General features: G+C 73.1%; 19 protein-coding genes and 1 tRNA gene. 10 read left to right on the top strand and 10 right to left on the bottom strand.

Features of this window, described 5'->3' with window-relative positions; genetic code table 11:
- Positions 1-551: 551 nt before the first annotated feature.
- The gene (locus tag ACFFJB_RS11520; RefSeq protein WP_376831503.1) at positions 552-1,400 is read left to right on the top strand and encodes a tetratricopeptide repeat protein; all 849 of its coding nucleotides are present in this window, start codon (positions 552-554) and stop codon (positions 1,398-1,400) included.
- A gap of 108 nt (positions 1,401-1,508) precedes the next feature.
- Here ACFFJB_RS11520 and ACFFJB_RS11525 read toward each other — a convergent pair whose 3' ends face one another.
- The 4 genes from ACFFJB_RS11525 to ACFFJB_RS11540 form a co-directional block, all read right to left on the bottom strand.
- On the bottom strand, positions 1,509-1,661 hold the full coding sequence (locus ACFFJB_RS11525; RefSeq protein WP_376831504.1) for an aa3-type cytochrome c oxidase subunit IV: 153 nt from the start codon (positions 1,659-1,661) through the stop codon (positions 1,509-1,511).
- 140 nt (positions 1,662-1,801) lie between these two features.
- Positions 1,802-3,124 carry an ABC1 kinase family protein gene (locus ACFFJB_RS11530; RefSeq protein ID WP_376832668.1) on the bottom strand — a complete coding sequence of 441 codons (1,323 nt, stop codon included), beginning with the start codon at positions 3,122-3,124 and terminating at the stop codon, positions 1,802-1,804.
- Positions 3,125-3,208: 84 nt separating this feature from the next.
- Entirely contained in the window at positions 3,209-3,622 is a 414-nt protein-coding gene (locus ACFFJB_RS11535; RefSeq protein WP_376831505.1) for a RidA family protein, read from the bottom strand.
- A gap of 90 nt (positions 3,623-3,712) precedes the next feature.
- Positions 3,713-5,584 carry a M3 family oligoendopeptidase gene (locus ACFFJB_RS11540; protein WP_376831506.1) on the bottom strand — a complete coding sequence of 624 codons (1,872 nt, stop codon included), beginning with the start codon at positions 5,582-5,584 and terminating at the stop codon, positions 3,713-3,715.
- Positions 5,585-6,052: 468 nt separating this feature from the next.
- Here ACFFJB_RS11540 and ACFFJB_RS11545 point away from each other — a divergent pair, with 468 nt between their 5' ends.
- The 3 genes from ACFFJB_RS11545 (at position 6,053) to ACFFJB_RS11555 (ending at position 11,842) form a co-directional block, all read left to right on the top strand.
- A complete protein-coding gene (locus ACFFJB_RS11545; protein ID WP_376831507.1) occupies positions 6,053-7,528 on the top strand; it encodes a sigma 54-interacting transcriptional regulator in 1,476 nt (491 codons plus the stop codon).
- A gap of 85 nt (positions 7,529-7,613) precedes the next feature.
- Positions 7,614-9,590 (top strand): L,D-transpeptidase family protein, encoded by a 1,977-nt coding sequence (locus ACFFJB_RS11550; RefSeq protein WP_376831508.1) that lies wholly within the window; start codon positions 7,614-7,616, stop codon positions 9,588-9,590.
- A 392-nt stretch (positions 9,591-9,982) separates the two neighbouring features.
- Complete coding sequence (locus ACFFJB_RS11555; RefSeq protein WP_376831509.1) at positions 9,983-11,842, top strand: peptidoglycan L,D-endopeptidase MepK; 1,860 nt, start codon at positions 9,983-9,985, stop codon at positions 11,840-11,842.
- A 141-nt stretch (positions 11,843-11,983) separates the two neighbouring features.
- Here the strand turns inward: ACFFJB_RS11555 and ACFFJB_RS11560 are convergent, their stop codons facing one another.
- On the bottom strand, positions 11,984-12,250 hold the full coding sequence (locus ACFFJB_RS11560) for a DUF2312 domain-containing protein (protein ID WP_376831510.1): 267 nt from the start codon (positions 12,248-12,250) through the stop codon (positions 11,984-11,986).
- Between the two features lie 564 nt (positions 12,251-12,814).
- Here ACFFJB_RS11560 and ACFFJB_RS11565 point away from each other — a divergent pair.
- Both ACFFJB_RS11565 and pyk read left to right on the top strand, forming a co-directional pair.
- Positions 12,815-13,216, top strand: coding sequence for a DUF1036 domain-containing protein (locus ACFFJB_RS11565; RefSeq protein WP_376831511.1), 402 nt, complete (start codon positions 12,815-12,817; stop codon positions 13,214-13,216).
- Positions 13,213-14,661, top strand: a complete 1,449-nt coding sequence (pyk, locus tag ACFFJB_RS11570) for a pyruvate kinase (protein WP_376831512.1) — start codon at positions 13,213-13,215, stop codon at positions 14,659-14,661. The genes ACFFJB_RS11565 and pyk overlap by 4 nt, the downstream gene beginning before the upstream one ends.
- A 100-nt stretch (positions 14,662-14,761) precedes the next feature.
- On the opposite strand, the gene ACFFJB_RS11575 is transcribed toward pyk, so the two are convergent.
- From ACFFJB_RS11575 to cpdR, 4 genes are all read right to left on the bottom strand, one after another.
- Positions 14,762-15,409, bottom strand: a complete 648-nt coding sequence (locus ACFFJB_RS11575; RefSeq protein WP_376831513.1) for a tetratricopeptide repeat protein — start codon at positions 15,407-15,409, stop codon at positions 14,762-14,764.
- A 133-nt stretch (positions 15,410-15,542) separates the two neighbouring features.
- Positions 15,543-15,668 (bottom strand): type B 50S ribosomal protein L36, encoded by a 126-nt coding sequence (gene ykgO / locus ACFFJB_RS11580; protein WP_376831514.1) that lies wholly within the window; start codon positions 15,666-15,668, stop codon positions 15,543-15,545.
- A 148-nt stretch (positions 15,669-15,816) separates the two neighbouring features.
- Positions 15,817-15,891: transfer RNA gene (locus tag ACFFJB_RS11585), tRNA-Val, on the bottom strand.
- Between the two features lie 227 nt (positions 15,892-16,118).
- On the bottom strand, positions 16,119-16,478 hold the full coding sequence (gene cpdR / locus ACFFJB_RS11590) for a cell cycle two-component system response regulator CpdR (protein ID WP_376832670.1): 360 nt from the start codon (positions 16,476-16,478) through the stop codon (positions 16,119-16,121).
- A 272-nt stretch (positions 16,479-16,750) separates the two neighbouring features.
- On the opposite strand from cpdR, the gene ACFFJB_RS11595 reads away from it, so the two are divergent.
- The 3 genes from ACFFJB_RS11595 (at position 16,751) to ACFFJB_RS11605 (ending at position 19,100) form a co-directional block, all read left to right on the top strand.
- Positions 16,751-17,641, top strand: coding sequence for an N-formylglutamate amidohydrolase (locus ACFFJB_RS11595; RefSeq protein WP_376831515.1), 891 nt, complete (start codon positions 16,751-16,753; stop codon positions 17,639-17,641).
- 150 nt (positions 17,642-17,791) lie between these two features.
- Complete coding sequence (gene hisN, locus ACFFJB_RS11600; protein ID WP_376831516.1) at positions 17,792-18,583, top strand: histidinol-phosphatase; 792 nt, start codon at positions 17,792-17,794, stop codon at positions 18,581-18,583.
- A 76-nt stretch (positions 18,584-18,659) separates the two neighbouring features.
- Complete coding sequence (locus tag ACFFJB_RS11605; RefSeq protein WP_376831517.1) at positions 18,660-19,100, top strand: HIT family protein; 441 nt, start codon at positions 18,660-18,662, stop codon at positions 19,098-19,100.
- Positions 19,101-19,221: 121 nt separating this feature from the next.
- Here ACFFJB_RS11605 and ACFFJB_RS11610 read toward each other — a convergent pair whose 3' ends face one another.
- Entirely contained in the window at positions 19,222-20,292 is a 1,071-nt protein-coding gene (locus ACFFJB_RS11610; protein ID WP_376831518.1) for an alpha/beta fold hydrolase, read from the bottom strand.
- 201 nt (positions 20,293-20,493) lie between these two features.
- Between ACFFJB_RS11610 and ACFFJB_RS11615 the strand changes: the two genes are divergently transcribed.
- Positions 20,494-20,988 carry an Hsp20 family protein gene (locus ACFFJB_RS11615; protein ID WP_376831519.1) on the top strand — a complete coding sequence of 165 codons (495 nt, stop codon included), beginning with the start codon at positions 20,494-20,496 and terminating at the stop codon, positions 20,986-20,988.
- Positions 20,989-21,540 lie beyond the last annotated feature (552 nt).

Below are 21,540 nucleotides of genomic sequence, written 5' to 3' on the forward strand. Positions count from 1 at the left end.
GCGCGATTCGCCTGGCGGCGATGGTTGCGTTCGCGCGCCATGGCCCGCGCGACACGATCCGCGCGGCATGGCGGTAGCGGCCCGCACCCCGTAGCGGCGGGCTGCGCCGGCGCGTCATGCCGCAGGGCCATGCAGGCGACGCCTTGCGCCCGTTCAGAGGCGGAGAGAGTCCTCCTCCGCCGCCGCACGCAACGACGGCCCTACGGGGCCGTTCGCTGTTTCAGGCCCGCCCTGGCGGCTGGCGCGGCGTCCGTCCGGGCCCCGGCGGCGGGGCGAAAATGAACGGCGCCAGTTTTTTAACGAAATTGGCTGATATCTCGGGCGCGCAGGCAAGGCTCCGGCGGCGCCGGTCCGGCCGCGACCCGCGAATGGCCGCCACGCCGGAACAGGCCTGACGTTCCCGGACATGCAGGATAACGGCGCGACGCCCTGGGGCGACCGCCCGCTCCGCGTTATCGCAACGTCTGCGGAACCGGAGCCGCCGCGCCTGCGCCTGCCTGCCCCCGGGGACGGGCCGGACCAGCCGTCGCCGTATCTGTCGAGGGATCGCCGTGCAACCGAACCTTTCCAGCCCCCGCCTCACGTTTCTGGCCGCCGCGGCTCTCGCCCTTGCCCTCGCCGGCTGCGAGACCGTGAGCCCGCAACGCTCCGTTAACGTGGCCGAAGTCGTGCAGCAGGACCCGGAGGTGGCCAGCGCCAACATCCAGTCGCTGAGCGAAGCCATACGCAACAATCCCGGCGACCCGCGCGCCTACAACACCCGCGGCGCCGCCTATGCGCGCATCGGCGACTACCGCCGCGCCATCGACGATTTCAGCAAGGCCATCAGCCTCGACCCGTCCGACGCAGCCGCCTACACCAACCGCGGCCTCGCCCGCCGCCAGACCGGCGACAGCCAGGCGGCCGCGCAGGATTTCACCAGCGCCATCAACGCCAATCCCGGTTACGCCCCGGCCTACATCGCCCGCGGCAACTTGCGGCGCGCCCAGAACGACCTCTCCGGCGCCCTCGCCGACCTCGACCAGGCGGTGCGGCTCAATCCTGAATCGGCCGAGGCCCGCCACGCCCGCGCCCTCGTCTACCAGCGCCAGGGCAACCACGCCCAGGCGGTGCTGGACTTCAACTCGGCCATCGACCGCAATCCGTTCGTCGCCGCGCCCTACGCCGCCCGCGGCCAGAGCGAGCTGGAGCTCGGCCGCTATGACAAGGCGCTGGAGGACTTCAACGCCGCGCTCAACGTCAACAACCGCCTCGCCGACGCCTGGGCCGGCCGCGGCCTCGCCCAGGAGAAGCTGGGCCAGCTGGCCGAGGCGCGCGCGTCCTACCAGTCGGCGCTCGGCATTGATCCGGCCAACGCCGTCGCAAAGGCGGGGCTGCGCCGGCTCGGCTCCTCATCCTGACGCCGCGCCGGGCAGACAGTCAAAAGGGCGCGCGCCGGTCCGGCGCGCGCCCTTTTCGTATCCGTCCGGCAGCTGCTCCGCCGCGCGGGCGACGCCCGGCGCGCCTGGTCAGAGCAGGAACCAGGCCATCAGCACGAGGACGACGATGATCGCCGCGATGCCCCAGACGGAGCCCCTGATGAAATTCGCATAGGTCCTCTCGTGCGCCGGATAGTCCATCGCCGGATGGCCGCCGGTCGCGCCGTTGGTCTGCTTCGCCATTCCCTGTTTCCCCGGTTGAAGGCCGTCTCTTCCGCCCTGGCCTCACGCGACGCGCGCCTTGCGCGGCGCCGCCGGCTGCGGGCGTGACAATCCCGTTCCCGTCTAGCGGAACGTCGCGACGCTTGCAAACGCCGCGCGCGTCATCCCTCCCCCGTGAGACCCACGGTCGCAAGGGCGGCCGCCTGGCGCTCCGCCAGCGCCGCCTCGCTGAAGCCGGCGATGGTCTCCTCGAACAGGCGGTGGAAGTTGAGGCGCGCGTCCAGCCGCAGGAAGGCGGCGCCCAGCCCCACAGCCGCCCGGTCCATGAACACGAAGGCGCGCGGGACGCGCAACGGCCCGAGGCGCTTCAGCTCCTGGTGGACGCGGAACGCCTCCCGCCGCCCGTATTCGCCCGGCGCGACGCCGTCGGCGATGGTGCGCTCGCGGTCGTCCAGCAGCGGGCCGCAGATGAACCGCGCCCAGATGTCGAGCACCCCGGCCAGCTCGCGCGTGACGTTGCAAAATCCCCACGTCCTGTATGCGTGCATGACCTCGTCCGGCCGGTCGTGCAGCAGGCCGCGGTACAGCGCCACGACGCCGGCGACGAAGTCCGGCGGAAAAATGCGGATGCAGCCGAAATCGAGCAGGTTAACGCCGGTCGGCTCGCCGTCGTCCCCGGCGAAGGCGGCGTAGTTGCCCGGATGCGGATCGCCGTGAATGACGCCATAGCGGCCAAACGGCCGCCACCAGGCGTGGAACATGGCCCGCGCCAGACGGTCGCGCGTCTCCTGCGGCGCGGCCACCCAGCCGGCGAGCGGACGGCCCTCCAGCCATTCCAGGGTGAGCAGCCGGCCGGTGGACAGCTCCGGCCGCGGCGCCGGAACGCGCACGCCGGGGACGTCCGCCAGCATCAGGCGGTAGAGCGCGGCGCAGCGCGCCTCGCGCCGGTAGTCGAGCTCCTCGTACAGCCGTTCGGCGATCTCGGCGGCGGCCTCGCTGGCGTCAATCGCCGCGCCAAGGCGCCGGTGCAGGGCGAGCGCCAGCTCCATCTGGCGCAGGTCCGCCGCCACCGCCGACTGCATGTCCGGATACTGCAGCTTGCAGGCGAGGACCGCGCCGTCATGGGCCACGGCGCGGTGCACCTGGCCCAGGGAAGCGGCGGCGGCCGGCTCCAGGTCAAAGCTGGCGAAGCGGGCGCGCCACTGCGGCCCCAGCTCCGCCGCCATGCGCCGGCGCACGAAGGCCGGCCCCATGGGCGGGGCCGCAGACTGCAGCTTCTGCAGCTCCGCCGCATATTCGGCCGGCAGCAGGTCGGGAATCGCCGCCGCCAGCTGGGCGATCTTCATCAGCGGCCCCTTGAGGCCGCCAAGGGCGCCGGCCAGGGCCGCCGCCTCCGCCTTGCGGTCGCCGCCGCGCAGGCGCGCCCCGGCCACGCGCATGGCCGCGCCGCCCAGCCCCACGCCGACGCGCGCGTAGCGCGCCATGCGCGCCGCGGTCCGGTCAGCCTCCCTGTCGCGTCCGTCGCTCACCGTCGTCCTTTCCGCCCGGCGGCGGGGCGCCGCGACGCCTCAGGGCAGCACGGCCTCCGCCTCGATCTCCACCCGCGCCGCCGGATCCAGCAGGGCCGTGACGCCGACGATGGTCATGGCCGGGAAATGCCGGCCCAGGGTCTGCGCCCAGGCCTCGCCCACCTCCGCGCCATGTTCGCTGAAGTCCCCGATGCGCGTGAGATACGCGCGCAGCGACACGATGTCCGTGGCGGCGCCGCCCGCCGCCTGCACCACCGCCAGCACGTTGGCGAGGGCCTGGGCGAACTGCGCGCCGAACCCGGCGTCCGCCGCCACCCCCGGCGCGCCGGGAACGGCGCCGGTCTGGCCGGCGACCCGCAGCACCCGTGACCCCGCGCTGACCACGCCATGGGAATAGCCGCGCGGACGCGGCCATCCCTCCGGCAGCACCGCGACAAAACCGCCCTGGGACATGTCTGTTCCTCCCTGTATGGCGCGGCCCCGTCGCCGCCGCGGCGACGCCGCCGGGCCGGCGCGGGCTCCTGTGCGGCCCGCAGCCCCCGCTCAGGCGGAGAGCTGCTCCAGCTCGGTGATGAAATCGTCGATCATGCCGAGGCCGATCCGCCAGAAGGCCGGATCGGCGGCGTCGAGGCCGAAGGGCGCCAGCAGCTCGGAATGGTGCTTCGTGCCGCCCGCCGCCAGCATCTCGAGGTAGCGCGCGGCGAAGCCGTCGCCGGCCTTGCGGTAGACGCCGTAGAGCGAGTTCACCAGACAGTCGCCGAAGGCGTAGGCGTAGACGTAGAACGGCGAGTGGATGAAGTGGGGGATATAGGCCCACCACACGCCGTATTCCTCGTCCAGCCGGATGGCCGGCCCCAGGCTCTCGGACTGCACCTCCATCCAGAAGGCGTTGATCTGCCCGGCGGTGAGCTCGCCGTTGCGGCGCGCCTCATGCACCTTGCGCTCGAAGGTGTAGAAGGCCACCTGCCGCACCACGGTGTTGAGCATGTCCTCCACCTTGGAGGCCAGCATGATGCGCCGTTCGGCCGGCGGCGCCTGGTCGAGCATGCGGCGGAAGGTGAGCATCTCGCCGAACACGGAGGCGGTTTCGGCCAGGGTGAGCGGCGTCGGGGCCATCAGCGCGCCCTGGCGGGCGGCCAGCACCTGGTGCACGCCGTGGCCCAGCTCGTGGGCCAGGGTCATGACGTCGCGCGGCTTGCCCAGATAGTTCAGCAGCACGTAAGGGTGCGCCGAAGGCACGGTGGGATGGGCGAAGGCGCCCGGCGCCTTGCCGGGGCGGGCCGGCGCGTCGATCCAGTTCTCGTCAAAGAAACGGCGGGCGATGCGGGCCATCTCCGGCGAAAATTCGCCATAGGCGGCCAGCACCGTGTCGCGCGCCTCCTCCCAGCCGATCACCCGCTGCGACGATTCCGGCAGCGGCGCGTTGCGGTCCCAGTAGTTGAGGCGCTCCACGCCGAACCAGCGCGCCTTCAGCGCGTAATAGCGGTGGGACAGGCGCGGACAGGCGGCGCGCACGGCGGCGACCATGGCGTCCACCACCTCGCGCTCCACCCGGTTGGCGAGGTGGCGGCTGTCGGCCACGTCAGCGAATCCGCGCCAGCGGTCGGAGATCTCCTTGTCCTTGGCCAGGGTGTTGGTGACCAGCACGAAGGTGCGCAGGTTGGCGGCGAACACGCTGCTGATGGCCGCGGCGGCGCTGCGCCGCTTGCCGGGGTCGGCGTCCTGCAGCAGGTTGAGCGTGGGTTCGATGGGCAGGCTCTCGCCGTCCACCTCGAAACGCAGGGCGGCGATGGTCTCGTCGAACAGCCGGTTCCAGGCGCTGACGCCGGTCACCGACTTCTCATGGAACAGCCGCTCGATGTCGTCGGAGAGCTGGTATGGCTTCTCCTTGCGCAGGTCGTCCAGCCACGGCCGCCAGCGCGCCATGGCGGCGCTGTCGCGCAGGCGCCGCCACAGCCCGTCGTCAAGGCGGTTCAGCTCCAGCTGGAAGAACAGCAGGTGCACGCTGGCGGCGGTCACCCGCTCCTGGGCGTCGCCGTAGAACTTGGCGTTGGCCGGGTCGGAGGTGTCGCCGAAATAGATCAGCCCGGCGTAGGACATGATGCGGCCGAGCTGGTCGGAGATCGCCTCGTATTCGCCGATGGCTTCGTCGAGCTGCGCCTGGCCTTCCGGCGTCGCCGCCAGCTCCGCCACGCGCCCGCGCCATTTGCCGGCGAAGGCGGCGCACCGGCCCTCGATGGCCTCAAAATCCGCCCGGTATTCCGGCGAATCCATGCCCGGATAGAGGGCCGAGAGATCCCAGCGCGGCAGCGCGCCCAGATCCGGCGCGGCGGCGGCCCCGCCGGCCGCAGCGGCCGCGCTGGCCGCGGGAACCGGAAGCTGCAGGTGACGAAGCGCGGAAACGGCGCATGACATTGACATCCTCCGCTGCGCGCCGCAGCGCGCTGCATGGGCGGGCCCGGCGGCGCCGGACGCCCGCGACGGTTCGAAAAACGCCCCGCATCCGCGCCGGACCGGTCGCCGCGCCGGCCGCGTCAGGGCGCCATGCGCCACAAGCTGGTCATGACGCGTCGGCGAAACAATCGCCGGCCGACAGCTTTTTCACAAGCGCCGCCCGGCGGCCCGAACGGACGCAGCGGCGCGGCGCGCGAAAATTCATGACAGCGTTAACACGGACTTTACTGTTGTTCCCCACCATGCCCCGTAACGATACACACGGGGGCGAAGCTGGTCGCCGGCGGCGGGCCCGCGCCCCGAGGCATGAGGCTCGCTTCAGGCATGGTCACACAGTCCGCCACCAGCCAGCGGTTCCGACAGTCCGTCAGCGTATCCGGCGCCGAATCCGCCCCGCCCGGGGGCGGGGCGTTGCTGGCGTGTCTGGACATGGGCGCCGCCGACGCGCGCGCGCTGCTCGCCGCCACAGGCGGGCGGGCCTGCGCCGCCGGCGACCTGGCGACGGCCCTGCGCCTGCTGCGCGAGGGAGCGCGCCCTGCCGCCGTTTTCGTGTCGGGCGCGCGCGACGCCGCGCCGGTGCTGACGCTGCTGGAGGCGGCCCGCGCCGCCGGCCTGCGCGCCCGGATGCTGGCCGCCCAGGCCAGACTGACGCCTGTTGACGTCGCAATTTTACAGGATTCTGGCGTAGAAACCGTGGCCGGCGCCACGCCCGAGCGCCAGGCGCGCGCCCTGCGCGAACGCATGGCCGCCGCGCCGGAGGCGCCGCAGCCGCGGCGCGGCGAGCGCCGGCTGGAGCCGTCGCTGGATGATCTGGCCGCGGCCAGCGCGACGTTCGCCCGTGCGGCCGCGCAGGGCCGGCGGGCGCTGCGCGCCGGCCTGCCGGTGCTGGTGGAGGGCGAGGCGGGCGTGGGCAAGCTCGCCTTCGCGCGGGCGCTGCACGCCGCCGGCCTGCGCCGGCAGCGGCCGCTGCTGCAGCTTGGCCCGGACGCGGCGGCGGAGGGGCTGGCGGCCGCCGCCGGCCGCCTTGGCCTCGACCTCGAGACCGGCCTGATTCACGGCGAAGCCGGCGGTTCGCTCTATCTGCGCGACATCGGCGACTGGCCGGCGCCGGCCCAGGGCGAGCTGATGGAGCTGCTGCGCCGGCGCAACGCCCTGCGCGGGCGGGACGGGGCGCTGCGCGAGCTGAAAATTTTCGCCAGCGCCCGCCAGCCGCTGATCCAGCGCGTCGGCGCCGGCGCGGTGCGGGACGACCTCTATTACCTGCTGTCGGTGGCGCCGGTCAGTCTGCCGCCGCTGCGCAACCTGCGCGAGGACCTGCCGGCCATCGTCGCCGCCGTGCTGGCGCGCATGGGCGCGGGCCGGGCGGCGGCGCTGCGCCCGGGCTTTCCGGGCGCGCCGGACGCGGAGGCCATGGCGGCGCTCGCCGCCGCCGACTGGCCCGGCAACATCGCCCAGCTGCGCGCCCGGCTCTGTCATGCGGCTCTGCGGGCCGGCGGCGGGCCCATCACCGCCGCCGACGTGGCCGCGGCGCAGGCGCCGGACGCGGCGGAGACCGGCGGCTGGACGCTGGCGTGGCCGGAAGACGGCGGGAGCGGGGCCGCCGCGCCGGCGCCGCCCTGCGCCGCCATGTGCGAACGGACGGCGGCCTGCGACCTGCCCGACATTTTCGACGGCCAGGGCGAACTGCGGCCCCTGGCCGAAATTGAAGCTGGCGTGATCCGCTTCGCCGTGCGCCATTATGGCGGGCAGATGTCGGAAGTGTCGCGCCGGCTGGGAATCGGCCGCTCGACGCTGTACCGCAAGCTGCGCGACCTGGACCTGCTGCCGGAACGTGAGGCCGCCGGCCCCGCCCGGCTCCGCGCCGGCGGGGGCGATGTCCGCGCGCTGGCCGTGGACATGGCCTGAACCACCCCGCGGGCCGGCGCGCCCGCGCATCACGGCGCCGCAAGGCGCGCGACGACGTCCCGACTTTATCGCATGGGAGGCGCACGTGAGGACATGGCGGACTGATCGGCTGGCGACCGGCCTGTTCGCTCTCGCCGCCGCGCTGGCCGCGGGCGCAGGCGAGGGCGCGGCCCGCCAGCCGCAGACAGGCGCGGACCCTGCGGACGCGTGGATCATCGTCGACGCGGGGACGGACACGCCAGCGCCCGGAGCGACGGCCCTGGACGCCGCGCCGCCTTCCGCCACGGGCGTCGCCGCGCTGCGCGCCGCCGGAGCGCCGGAAACGTCCGGCGGTCCCCTCATCACCCTCTACGACGATGCGGAGGACGAGGCCGGGCACACCGGCGCGATCAGGCCGCTGGAGGCGCCCGGCGACGACGCCGGCGGAGCGCTGACGCTGCTGGCGCCCGCCGCCGCCGCCACGACCGGCGACGGCGAAGGCCACGACGGCGCGCCGCGCGGCGCTTTCGCCCCCGCGACGGCGTCCCCCCTGGCGGACCAGCTGCCCCCGCCGCCGCCGGCGACGGCGGACGTGACGCCGGAGATCGTGACCGCGGCGGTGATGGACCTCGCCCGGGCCCTGCTGGCCGATCCGGCGACCTTCGCCGGCAGCCGGCTGGACAGCGCCCAGCAGGAACGGCTCCGCGCCTTTTACGCCGCGCGCCAGGAGCCGCTGTGGCTGCGCGACGGCGGCTGGAACGAAGGCGCCCGCCAGACCCAGGCCCGCATGGAGCGCGCCTGGGAGGAGGGGCTGGAAAGCGCCGACTATCCGGCGCCCGCCCTCGCCGCCGGCGCGACCCCGGCCGCCCTGGCCGAAGCGGAGGTGCGCCAGAGCGTCAACGCGGTGAAATACGCCCGCGACGCCTCCGGCGCCCGCATTGATCCGGCGCGGCTGTCGCGGCTGCTCACGCCCCGCCGCGACCTGCCGGACGCAGACAGGGTGCTCGCCGGCCTCGCCGTGGCGATGCAGCGCGGGCGCGACGCCGGCGACGCGCTGGCCGCCTGGAACCCCTCCCACGCCGGCTACCAGGCGCTGCGCGCGCGGCTGATCGCGCTGCGGGCCGCGCGCCCGCCGGAGCCGGCGGTGGCGCGCATTCCCCACGGGCCGCCGCTGCGCGTGGGCATGCAGGATCCGCGGGTGAAGCTGGTGCGAAGCCGCCTCGGCCTGACCCCTTCGGACGACGTCAGTTATGATGAACGCCTCGCCGCCGCCGTGGCCGAGTTCCAGCGCAGCCGCGGCCTCAAGCCCACCGGCGTGCTCACCCGCCAGACCGTGCTGGCCATGACCGGCGGCGACATCCCCAGGGAGGAGGATGAATCCCTGCTCGTGGTCAACATGGAGCGCTGGCGCTGGCTGCCGCGCGACCTTGGCGACGACTACGTGTTCGTCAACATTCCCGAATTCCGCATGCGCCTCGTCCGCGAGGGGCGGCTGGCGTTCGAGACGCGGATCATCGTCGGCAAGCCGGAGACGCCGACGCCGGTGTTCTCGCACGAAATCCAGTATGTGGTGCTGAACCCGTACTGGACCGTGCCGCCGTCCATCCTGAAAAAGGAGTTCCTGCCGGCGCTGGCGCGCGATCCGCAATACGCCGCCAGACGCGGCTATGAGGTGATCCGCCGCGGCGACCGCATCACGGTGCGCCAGCCGCCGGGCGAGCGCAACGCGCTCGGCCGCATCAAGTTCATGTTCCCCAACGACCACGCGGTCTACCTGCACGACACCCCCAACCGCGGGCTGTTCGGGCGCAACCGGCGCGCCTTCAGCCACGGCTGCGTGCGCGTGGACGATCCGCTGGCCTTCGCCACGCTGGCGCTGGGCCCGGAATGGCCGGAGCAGCGCATCCGCCGTCTGCTGGGCAAGGGCGAACGCACCGTCCGCCTGGCGCGGCCGCTGCCGGTGCACCTCGCCTATTTCACCGCCTCGGTGGACGCCGGCGGAACGATGCACGCCCGCGAGGACATCTATGGCGTGGACGCGCGCATGCGCGCCGCCCTCGCCCGGCTGCGCGGCGCGCCCTGAGGGGCGGCGCGGCGCGCCCGGCGCCCTGTCCCCAGATGAAACGGTCGCAGGCGCGGGAAATATTCCCGTGATTCCAGCAACATGTCTGGATATTGGCCGGCGCGTCCGGCGGAGCCGCGGCGCGGCGTAGCGGGAAAGCGCGAAGCAGGCTAACCTCGCGTTAAGGCTTCTGCACGAAAAGTCTGGGCAATGTTCGCCGCCGGCGCGGGCGACATCATTTGGGGCGCATCGCCCTGCAGATGATCCCGCGTCGCAGGTCTCCGCCCCGGCGGAGCCGGCGTCCGGCGATCCTGTCGCCAGCGCGCCGCGCCCCGCCGGCCGGGGCCGCATCACGATCATCCGCCGTGCGCGTCCGCGCGCCGCCGTCAGACAATTCATCAGGGGTACACAACTTGTCGGCGCCACGCCCCTCATCCAGCTCCAGCGTCGCGACCGGACCCGACGGGCGCCGGACCTGCAGCCGGACGTTCCTGTCGCTCCCCGCGCCGCGCTGGCTGGCGGGGCGCCTCGCGCGCCTGTGCCTTGGCGCCGTCGCGCTCGCCGGCGCCTGCCTGGCCGGCGTCTCCGAGACCCAGAACGCCGTCGCCAACGGCGACACCCGCACCCTGTCGCTCTACTACGTGCACACGAAGGAGAGCCTCACCGTCACTTTCCGGCGCAACGGCGCCTATGACCGGGCCGCGCTGAAGCAGCTCAACTGGTTCCTGCGCGACTGGCGGCGCGAGGAGCCCACCAACATGGACCCGCGGCTGTTCGACCTGCTGTGGGAGGTGTACCGGGAGCTGGGCTCGCGCGAGACCATCCACGTGCTCTCCGCCTACCGCGCCCCGGCCACCAACGCCATGCTGCGCCGCCGCTCCAGCCGCGTGGCCGAGCACAGCCAGCACATGCTGGGCAAGGCCATCGACTTCTACCTGCCGGACGTGCCTTCCTCGCGGGTGCGCGAGGTGGGCATCCGCCTGCAGCGCGGCGGCGTCGGCTACTACCCCTCGTCCTACAATCCGTTCGTGCACCTGGACGTGGGCTCGGTGCGCACCTGGCCGCGTCTGACCTACGCCCAGCTGATCCGCATCTTCCCGGACGGCAAGACCGTGCACATTCCCGCCAACGGCCGGCCGCTGCCGGGCTATGACGAGGCGCGGCGGGAGATCCTCGCCCGCGGCGGCTCGGTGCCCGGCGCGACGGTCTACGCCGCGGCCGAGGCGCAGCCGAAGAAGAGCTTCTGGGCGCGCCTGTTCGGCGGCAGCGACGAGAGCGAGGACGTGGCCGAGCAGCAGGCCATCGCCCGGGCGCCTGCCTACCGGCCCCGCTCGGCGAAGGAGGCCGCCGCCACGGCGAAACAGGTGGCCTGGGCGAAGGGCGACGAGACCAGCGGCGACGCCGGCCTGCTCGGCTTCCTCGGCGGCGGCCGGCGCGGTCAGCCGCAGCAGGCGGAGCAGACGCCGGAGCCGGAGGAGCAGGAACAGCCGGCGGTCACCGCCGACCGCCTGCCGCCGATGGAGCCGCAGCAGCAGCCGCAGACGCGCATGGCCGCGCTGCCGCCCCCGGCGGCGCCGCCGCTGCCGCTGGCGCGGCCGGCGGATCTCGCCGCCGGCCAGACGGACGCGCAGGCGGAGAGCGCCGCGCCGGCCATGGCCATCGTGCCGCTGCCGCCGCGCCGGCCGGATTCGCTCTCGCCCGCCCTCCCCGCGCCTGACCCTGACGGCGACGCAGGCGCCGCCGCCGCCATCGCCCTCGCCCTGGCGCCGCTGCCGCCGGCGCGCCCGCGGGACATCAGCCCGGCCGCAGCCCGCGACGACGCGGACGGCGACGCGCCGCAGCAGGGCGCGCCGGCCCTGGCCTTCGCGCCGCTGCCGCCCGCGCGGCCAGCCAGCCTGCGCCCGGCCCTGGCGGAGCCGGTGAGCGCCGTCGCCGGCGACCTGCGGCGACAGGAGACGCCCGCCGGGGTGCTCGCCTACGCCGCCACCGCCGAGACCACCTCGTCGCTCGGGCCCCTGCCGCTGCCGCCGCCACGTCCGCCCGAGCTGCGCGGCGCTCCGGCGGCGGCGCGCAAGGCCGCCGCCCAGAACGCCGCCCAGACCGTCACGCCGGCCGGCGCCGACAGGGGCGCGCCGAAACGCCCCGCCGCGCCGGCGCGCATCGCCGCCGCCTGGGACACGGCCGCAAGCGCCGCGCCCGATCCGTCTGACCCCACCGGCGCGGCCCTCGCCGCCGCCCTGCTCGGCCTGAAGAAACCGGCGGCGTCGCCCTGAGGCGCCGCCTGCGGCCTGCCCCCGGACGGCGAGCGTCCGGACAGAAAAAGGCGGCTCCGCCCTGCCCGGGCGGAGCCGCCTTTGGCATTGCGCGCCAGGCCGGCGGCGCGGCGCGCGGACGGGGGATGGCGCCCGCCGGCGTCAGGCCATGCCCAGCGCCTGCATGTAGAGCTCGAGGATCGCCTCCTCCTCCTGACGCTGGGCCTGATCCTGCTTGCGGATGCGCAGGATCTTGCGCACCGCCTTGGCGTCGAAGCCGCGTCCCTTCAGTTCGGCGAACACTTCCTTGATGTCGCCGGCGATGCCGGCCTTCTCCTCCTCGAGGCGCTCGAGGCGTTCAATGAACTGCCGCAGTTCGTCTGCCGCGACGCCGGTGTCGGCGACGTCGGCCATGCCGGGATTGTTCATGGGTTCCGAGGTTCCCTGTTTGCATGGGCGGCGGCCGGCCCCTGCAGCTGGCCGCGTCCGGGCGATGTATAACCGAATCTGTGGCTGCAAGATGAATCCATTCGGTTAATCCGCCGCGCCGGCCGGCGCCGCCGCGGCGCCTTTCCCCGCAATTCGGGAGCGGAGCCGGCGCCTGCGGGGCGGCGAAGTTCAGGCTGGCGGCGCCCCGCGGCCGCGGGCATGATGCGGGAGCGGCGATTCCGCCGCCGGCGGCGGCGCCGTCACAGATTCGCCGCGCGAATCCCCGATGTTCGCGCCTGCGAACCGTCTGTGTTTTCGCCGCCGGCGCGGCGGCCCCGAACGCCCCGGCCGCAGGCAGGCGCTCCCGCCCGCCGGATGGCCGCGCCCCCCGCCGGCCCCGCCATCGGCCCCGGCTGCATGGAGATGTTGCTGACCGTCATGCGTTCTCCCGCCCTGCATCCCGCCGCCCCCGCGGGGAACGGCGTCTCCCGCCCGCTTCGCCGCCGTTCCGTTTTCCGCAGACGCGCGCGCGGCGCGCGCCTCGTGCTGGCGGCGGCCGCAGCCATGGGCGCGCTGGCCGCCGGCGCCGGCGACGCCCTGGCCGACCTGCGCCTGTGCAACATGACCGGCAGCCGCGTCGGCGTGGCCCTCGGCTATCGCGACGGCCAGGGCTGGGTGACGGAAGGCTGGTGGAACCTGGAGGCGCGGCGCTGCGAGACCCTGCTGAAAGGCGCCCTCGCCTCACGGTTTTATTACGTCTACGCGGTGGACTATGACCGTGGCGGGGATTGGTCCGGCAAGGCTTACATGTGCACCAGGGACAGGGAGTTCTCCATTCGCGGGGTCGAGAACTGCCTTGCCCGCGGCTACGATCGCAACGGCTTCTTCGAAGTCGACACCGGAGAACAGAAGAGCTGGACCATCCAGCTCACCGACACGCCCAGAACGCCGGAGAAATCCAGATGAGACGCATGCGACGGGTCAAGGTTGTCGCCACCCTGGGACCGGCCTCCTCAACGCCCGGGCGGATCGAGGCGCTGTTCCGGGCCGGGGCGGACATGTTCCGCATAAACATGAGCCACACCTCGCGTGAGGCGCTGCGCCAGCGCGTGGCGGACATCCGCGCGGTGGAGGCGGCGGTTGGCCGGCCCATCGGCGTGCTGGCCGACCTGCAGGGGCCCAAGCTGCGTCTGGGCGTGTTCGCCGGCGGCCGGGCGATCCTCGAATCCGGCGCCCGTTTCGTGCTCGACGGCGACGAGACGCCCGGCTCCGCCACGCGGGCGCAGCTGCCCCATCCGGAGATCCTGCGGGCGCTGGAGCCCGGCCACCGCGTGCTGGTGGACGACGGCAAGGTGGAGCTGAAGGTCACGCAGACGCGCCGCAGGGGCCGGAACATCGCCGTGGAGACCACGGTGGTGGTGCCCGGCGCCGTCTCCGACCGCAAGGGCGTGAGCCTGCCGGACACCACCATTCCCGTCTCGGCGATGACCGCCAAGGACCGTTCCGACCTGGAGGCGGCGCTGGACTGCGGCGTCGACTGGATCGCCGTTTCCTTCGTACAGCGTCCGGAGGACGTGGCCGACGTGCGGAAGGTCGCCGCCGGCCGCGCCCTGGTCATGGCCAAGATCGAGAAGCCGCAGGCGGTGGCGCGGCTTGAGGAGATTTTCGACGTGGCCGACGGCGTCATGGTGGCGCGCGGCGACCTCGGGGTCGAAATGCCGCTGGAGCAGGTGCCGGGCATCCAGAAGCTCATCACCCGCATGGGCCGGCGCCTCGGCAAGCCGGTGGTGATCGCCACCCAGATGCTGGAGTCGATGATCTCCTCGCCGGTGCCGACCCGCGCCGAGGTCTCCGACGTGGCCACGGCGGTGTTCGAGGGCGCGGACGCGGTGATGCTCTCGGCCGAAAGCGCCGCCGGCCAGTTTCCGGTGGAGGCGGTGGCCACCATGGACCGCATCGGCGTGCAGGTGGAGAGCGACGCCAATTTCCGCGCCATCATCAACGCCCAGCGCTCGGCGCCGGAGTCCACCGGCGCCGACGCAATCGCCGCCGCCGCCCGCACCATCGCCGAGACGGTGGACATCCGCACCATCGTCGCCTGGACGGCGTCCGGCGCCACGGGCCTGCGCATCTCGCGCGAGCGTCCGCAGACGCCGATGATCGCGCTGACGCCGCGCCAGGCCACGGCGCGGCGCCTCGCCGTGGCCTGGGGCATCCATGCGGTGGTCACCGAAGACGCCCACGACGTGGACGACATGACCGAGCGCGCCTGCCGCATCGCCGCGGCGGAAGGCTTCGCGAAGCCCGCCGAGCGCGTGCTGATCGTCGCCGGCGTGCCCTTCGGCTCGCCCGGCGCCACCAACCTGCTGCGCATGGCCTTCATCAGCTCCACCGGCGCCGGCGGGGCCTGAGCCGCGCCGGACCGGCGCCCGCCTTTTTCAGGACGTCGCGGTTTCCGGGAACGCCACGCAATTTTTCAGGACGTGGCGGAGCGGCGGCGCGCCGCGCGCCTCACAGGTCGCGGCCGTCCACCTCCGGCGCCAGCTTCTCCACCCGCTCCTTCAGCTCGCCCTGGTGCGGATTGATCTCCAGCGACCGGCGCCATGCGCGCAGCGCCCCGGCGGGATCGTCGTTGCGCTGGAACAGCGCGCCCAGCAGCGCCAGCGCCTGGTAGTCGCGCGGCTCCAGGGCGAGGGCCCGGGCGAGATCGGCCGCCGCCCGCTGGTCGTCGCCCAGCTGCGCCAGCAGCGTCGCCCGCTGCCGCCACGCCGCCGCCCAGCCTGGACGGAAGGCGATCACCTGGTCGGCCAGATGCACGCCGAGCGCCGGATCGCCGGCGAGGCTGGCCGCCATGGCGCGGCTGGCCAGCAGGTCGGCCACGGCGCTGCCGGAGCGGCGCCACTGCGCCTCGATGCGCCGGGCGATGCCCTCGCCTTCATCGCTGTCGGTGGTTTCCTTCAGGCGCGCGAACAGGCCGTCGAGGGCGTTCGCCCGTTCGCCGGCCTCGCCGGAGGCGGGCGCCTGCGGCGCGGGCGTCGCCGCCTCCGGCGCCGGCCCGGCGGCTGCGGGCGCGGCGAGGCCGGCGAGCAGCAGCGCCGGCGCCAGCGCGGCGGCCGCGCGCCGCAGCGACAGGAGACGGGGCTTCGGACTGTGCGTCATGACCGGATGATAGCGCAGTGCGGGAGGCAGCCAAAGCCCGCGGCGGCGGCGCGGCGCGCGCACGCAAAAAGACAGGGTCCGCGCCTGCGCGCGGACCCTGCCCTGATCCGGTGACCGCGGGCTGCGATCCGTATCAGCCCTGACGCGCCTTGTAGCGCTTCTGGGTCTTGTTGATGATGTACACGCGACCCTTGCGGCGAACCAGCTGGTTGTCGCGATGACGGCCGAGCAGGGCCTTCAGAGAATTGCGGACCTTCATGTCCCTGTTCCTCTACGACGCGACGCAACCGCCCCGTCTGCTGGCGCGTTTCACGCCGGGCAGGGGAGCCGCCCGTGGCCGTGATCCGCGGCTGTCCAGGACCGAAACATCCGCCCGCCGGTTGCGGCGCTGCGGCGTTTCAATGAAATGGTGGGCGCGACAGGGATCGAACCTGTGACCCCTACGATGTCAACGTAGTGCTCTCCCGCTGAGCTACGCGCCCTTTTCCGCCGCTCTGTGCCCCAAAAACCGGAGCGACACAAGCCGTGCGGAAAGAAAAATTTGCCTCACCGCGGCGTCACGATCCGCAACCGCCTGACGCCCGGAGCCCGTGGAGCCGGGCGCTCCGTGAGTGAGCGGGGTAATAACCGGCGCGCCGGCCGATGGCAACTCCCCCGCATGTTGATAACTTCGCCGCAGGCTGGAAAACCGGCCCGGACGGGGTCGCCGTCAGGCTGCGAGCATTTTCTCCACCTCGGCGACGAGATCGCGCAGGTGGAAGGGCTTGGAGAGCACCCGCGCGTCGCGCGGAGCGGCGGAGTCCACGTTCAGCGCCACGGCGGCGAAGCCGGTGATGAACATGACCTTGAGGTCCGGATCGAGCTCGGTGGCGCGCCGCGCCAGCTCGATGCCGTCCATCTCCGGCATGACGATGTCCGTGAGCAGCAGCCCGAACGGCTCCTCACGCAGCCGGTTGTAGGCCGAAAGACCGTTGTCGAACGCGGCCACCTCGTAGCCGGCGTTCTGCAGCGCCTTCGTCAGGAAGCGCCGCATGTCGTCGTCGTCTTCGGCGAGCAGTATCTTGTTCATCATCGCGGTCAGCAGTTCGCCCATTGTCCCTGGCCACCATGGCCCCGGCGCCGTAAAGAAGGGGTGAATGGTCCGCACGGCCATAACCCGCGCGGGGACGGCGGGGCGCGCGGGGATCTGGACAACCGGCCCGGACTGACGTCCACTGTTCCCGGCGCCGCCGGGCGCCGGACAGCCCCATCCGGCGGGCCCCGCGGCGCGGGCGGCCCCTCCCGCGGGACAGCATCTTACGTGCTCCGGCATGCCGGAAGCCACGCAGCAGGACCACCGGCATGCCCCTGTCGACGGACCCCATCTTCGATCCGCCGTTCGTGGTGACCGAGCCGGTCGTGCAGACCGCGCCCGTCGTGCTCAACGCGCCCCACGCCGGCCGCTGCTATCCGCCGGAGTTTCTCTCCCAGTCGCGGCTGTCTCCGCTGGAGCTGCGCCGTTCGGAAGACGCCTTCGTGGACCTGCTGGTCGGCCCGGTGACGGCGCTGGGCGCGCCGATGCTGCACGCCACATTTCCCCGCGCCTGGCTCGACCTGAACCGCGAGCCGTGGGAGCTGGACCCGAAAATGTTCTCCGGCCCGCTGCCGGCGTGGGCCAACACCCGCTCGCCGCGCGTCTCGGGCGGGCTGGGCGTGATTCCGCGTGTGGTGGCGGAGGGGCAGGAAATCTGGCGCGAGCGGCTTTCGCCGGAGGCCGCCCTGCGCCGCATCGACACGCTCTACCGGCCCTATCACCGCGCCCTGCGCCGGCTCGTCGCCCGCACCCAGGAGCGCTTCGGCGCGGCGGTGCTGGTGGACTGCCACTCCATGCCGTCCTCCAGCACGCCGCGGCGCTTCGGCCCCACGCCGGACATCGTGCTGGGCGACCGCTTCGGCTCCAGCTGCTCCGGGGCGCTCACCGCCTTCCTGGCGATGCGCTTCCAGGAAGCCGGCTTCGACGTGGCCTGCAACATTCCCTACGCCGGCGGCTTCATCACCGAGCATTACGGCGCGCCGCTGGCCGGCCGCCACGCCATCCAGATCGAGATCAACCGCGGCCTGTACATGGACGAGGAGACCATCACGCCGGCGGCCGGGTGGGACGACGTCGCCGCCCGGCTGCGCGCGGTGCTGGCGGACTTTCTCGCCGCCGCGCCGGAGCTGCTGCCGTCGCGGGGCCTCGCCGCGGAGTAGACCGGCGGCGGCCCGGCCGCGCGGCGGCGCACGTCGCCATCCCTGCGGGGATATGTCATCATGCGCCGGCTGTCCGCCGCGTCGCGGCGCGACGCAGTCCCGGCGGCCGCGCCGGCCGCGGACAGGCCCACATCCAGGGAACAGCGCACAGTGACCGCCGTCGATTTCGCCGCTTTCGTCAACGAGCTGGCTGACATTTCCGGGCGCGCCATCGCCCCGTTTTTCCGTTCGACCATGCTGATGGAGAACAAGGCCGGTCCGCGCGGCTTCGACCCAGTGACCGAGGCCGACCGCGCCGCCGAGGCGGCCATGCGCGCCCGCATCCGCCGCACCTTCCCCGCCCACGGCATCGAGGGCGAGGAATATGGCGCCGAAGGCTCCGCCGCCGAATATGTCTGGGTGCTGGACCCCATCGACGGCACCGCCGCCTTCATCAGCGGCCTGCCGCTGTGGGGCACGCTCATCGGCCTCAAGCGCAACGGCCGGCCGGTCTTCGGCATGATGTCCCAGCCCTTCACCGGCGAGCGGTTCTGGGGCGACTGCGGCCAGAGCCGCTACCGGCGCAACGGCGAAACCCGCGTCATCCGCACCCGGCGCTGCGCCTCGCTGGCCACGGCGACGCTGGCTTCAACCTCGCCCCACCTGTTCTCGGAGGCCGAATTCGCCGCCTTCAGCCGGGTGCAGCGCGCCTGCCGCCTCACCCGCTACGGCGCCGACTGCTACGCCTACTGCATGCTCGCCGCCGGCCACATCGACCTGGTTGTGGAGGCGGGGCTGAAACCCTGCGACATCGCGCCGCTGATCCCGGTGATCCAGGGGGCGGGCGGCGTCGTCACCACCTGGAGCGGCGGGCCGGCCACGGACGGCGGCCGGGTGGTCGCCGCCGGCGATCCGGCCGTCCACGCCGCGGCCATGGAGCTGCTGGCCGCCGTCGACGGCTGAGCCGGCGAACGGGCCGCGCCGCGGCGGCGCCGTCCGTCGCGCCTCATCATCGACCAGTCAGGAACGGGGAGACAACGTGAGCAACGGCTGCATTTTCTGCGCCATCGCCGCCGGCCAGATTCCGGCGCGCATCGTGTGCGAGAGCGAGAATCTCGTCGCCTTCCTCGACATCCAGCCGGTGCGCGAGGGGCACACGCTGATCATCCCGCGCGCCCATTACCGCTTCTTCGACGACATGCCGGCGGAGCTGGCCCAGGAGACCATCGTCATGGGCCAGAAGATCGCCCGGGCGCAGAAGAAGCTGTGGGGCGTGGAGCGCGTCGGCTTCATGTACTCCGGCGTGGACGTGGCCCATGCCCACGCCCACCTCGTGCCCATGCAGGAGCCCACCGACCTCACCTCCCGCCGCTACATCGTCGAGGAGAACCTCACCTTCCGCCACCCGCCGCGCGTCGGCCCGGAGGCGCTGGAGACGGTGGGCGCGAGACTCGAAGGGGCGCTGAAAGAGCCGGCCTGAGACGCGGGGGACCTCGCCGTCCCGTCCGGCGCGGCGCGCCGGGCGGTTTTTGCTGTCCGTGTCCGGCGGACGAAGGCCGCCGTGGCGGGCAGCCCCCGGGAGCGCGACGGGGCGCGCCGGTTCAGGCCTGCTCCAGCCGCAGCGGCTCCGGCGCGAACTCGGCGGCGCTGCCGGGAATGAAGGCGTCGAACGCCGCCCAGAAGGCGTCGCGAATCGCGTCGCGCTCCATCAGGATCTCGTGGCGCGCCCCTGGCAGCACGATGGCGCGTCCGGTCTTCAGCCGCATGGCCAGGCGCTCCGCCGCCGGGGTGGAGACGATGCGGTCCGCCCCCGCCGCCACCACCAGCACCGGGGTGGCGATGGCCAGGGCGAAGGCCGGGCGGGCCATGGCGTCGATGAGCCGGAAGGCGGCCCGCACCCAGCCGACCGTCGGATCGCCGACGGCGACGTCAAGGCCCGCCTCCCGCCCGGCGCGGATCAGGGCGCGGGTGCGCTCGTAGCGCCCGCGGTCTGCGGTCAGCAGGTTGCCCTCGAACGGTCGCGCCGGCGCCGGCTCCGGCCCGCCGCCGGGCACATAGGCCCGGCCAAGGCCAGCCAGCCACAGGCTGCGCGCCAGACCGCGCGCCACGCCCGGCGGCATGGGCGTGACCACGTCCACCATCGGGGCCGACAGCGCCACCCGGGCGAAGCGGTCGAAGCCGTGCGCCAGGGCGTCGAGCACGACGGCGCCGCCCATGGAGTGGGCGAGGCCGAACAGCGGCCGCGGCCAGTAAGCGGGCACCGCCTGGGCGACCACGGCCTCAAGGTCGAGGCGGTATTCGCGGAAATCCCGCACATGGCCCTTGCGGCGGTCGCGCAGCAGCCTGCCGGACAGGCCCTGGCCGCGCCAGTCGAAGGTCACCACGGCGAAGCCGCGCCGGCGCAGGTCCTCGATGGTCTCGCCATATTTTTCGATGAACTCGCCGCGCCCCTGCATCAGCACCACGGTGCCGCGCGGCGCCGCCGCGACGCCGGAGCGGCCGGGCGGCGCGGCCTCCCCGCCCCACGCCCCGCCGCCAAGCCGGGCGGGCCAGCGCGCCACACGCAGGCGAACCCCGTCGGCGGCGCGCGCCACAAGCGCCTCGCACCCCTCCGGCACGGGCTGCTCCTCCGTCTCCACAAACCGGGCGATCGCGTCGGAAGCCGCGTCCATATCTCCCCACCCCTTCGCGCATTTTCAGGAAATGACGCCGCGTGGCGGCGGACGTTTCATGATTTGTGCGCCGTCCCCCTTGAAAACACGCGACCTGTCCCCAAATCCAGGGCGTACGCAGGCCGCCAGCGGCTGCGTACATGAGGCTCTGGTCCGTGCTCCTGTAAGGCGGACTGCATGTTGCTCAGAAGAGGATATGCCATGCGACACTTCGATCTTTCGCCCCTTTACCGTTCGACCATCGGCTTTGACGGCGTGTTCAGCATGCTCGACAAGCTGACAGGCGTTGACGGCGCTTCCGGCGGCTACCCACCCTACAACATCGAGCGCACGGGCGATAACGCCTATCGCATCTCGATCGCGGTGGCCGGCTTCTCCGGCGACGACCTGACGGTGGAGATGAACGGGAACACGCTGACGGTGCGCGGCGAGAAAACCACGAAGACCGAGGACAAGGCGCGCGAATACCTGCATCAGGGCATCGCGTCCCGGGCCTTCGAGCGCAAGTTCCAGGTCGCCGACCATGTGAACGTCACCGGCGCGCGTCTCGACAACGGCCTGCTGCACATCGACCTCGTGCGCGAAATTCCCGAGGCCGAGAAGCCGCGGCTGATCCCGATCGCCACCGGCGGCGCGGCCGGGCAGAAAGAGGCCGTACAGGAAGTCGAAGCCACGCCTGCGGCCACGCAGCACTGACGTCCTCCCGCGGGGCCGGAGCGGCCCCGCGCCACGCCGCCGGCCCGGCGGAAACATGACGGCGCCGCGGACGCCGCGGCGCCCGCCCGCAAGGCGGAGGCCCAGGCCCCCGCCTTTCGCCTTGTTCGGGCCCGCGCCTCGCGCGCTTTTCCTCGCGCGCTTTTCCATGCATCCGGCGCAGTTCTGGCCGGCGACCTGCGTCTGCCCACGCGGGAGACCACGGGAGGCCTGGCGGGGGCATGCGCGCCGCGGGCGCCGGCGCCCGCGATTCGGGCGGGTTGCGCGCAATTTCTGGCGCGCCGGCGCCATCCGGATGGCGACCGGCGGGCACAGGCGCCGTTTTTGTGATCTTGTTGCACAAAACTTAATCGACAACCTGATGCCTTAACTGTCTTGTGCGCTTCCTGGAAATCTGCCAAGGTGCGTTTAGGACAGCGGTGCTGTCCAATCATTGACGTGACTGGAGGCAGTTGCGTCTTGGCCGGATCCGCGACGATCTGCCAGGGCGTTTCGGCCTTTGTTCAGGCCAGAGCCTGGATATGCAGGTCATCC

This window comes from Camelimonas abortus (assembly GCF_042432745.1).
Lineage (GTDB): Bacteria > Pseudomonadota > Alphaproteobacteria > Rhizobiales > Beijerinckiaceae > Camelimonas > Camelimonas abortus.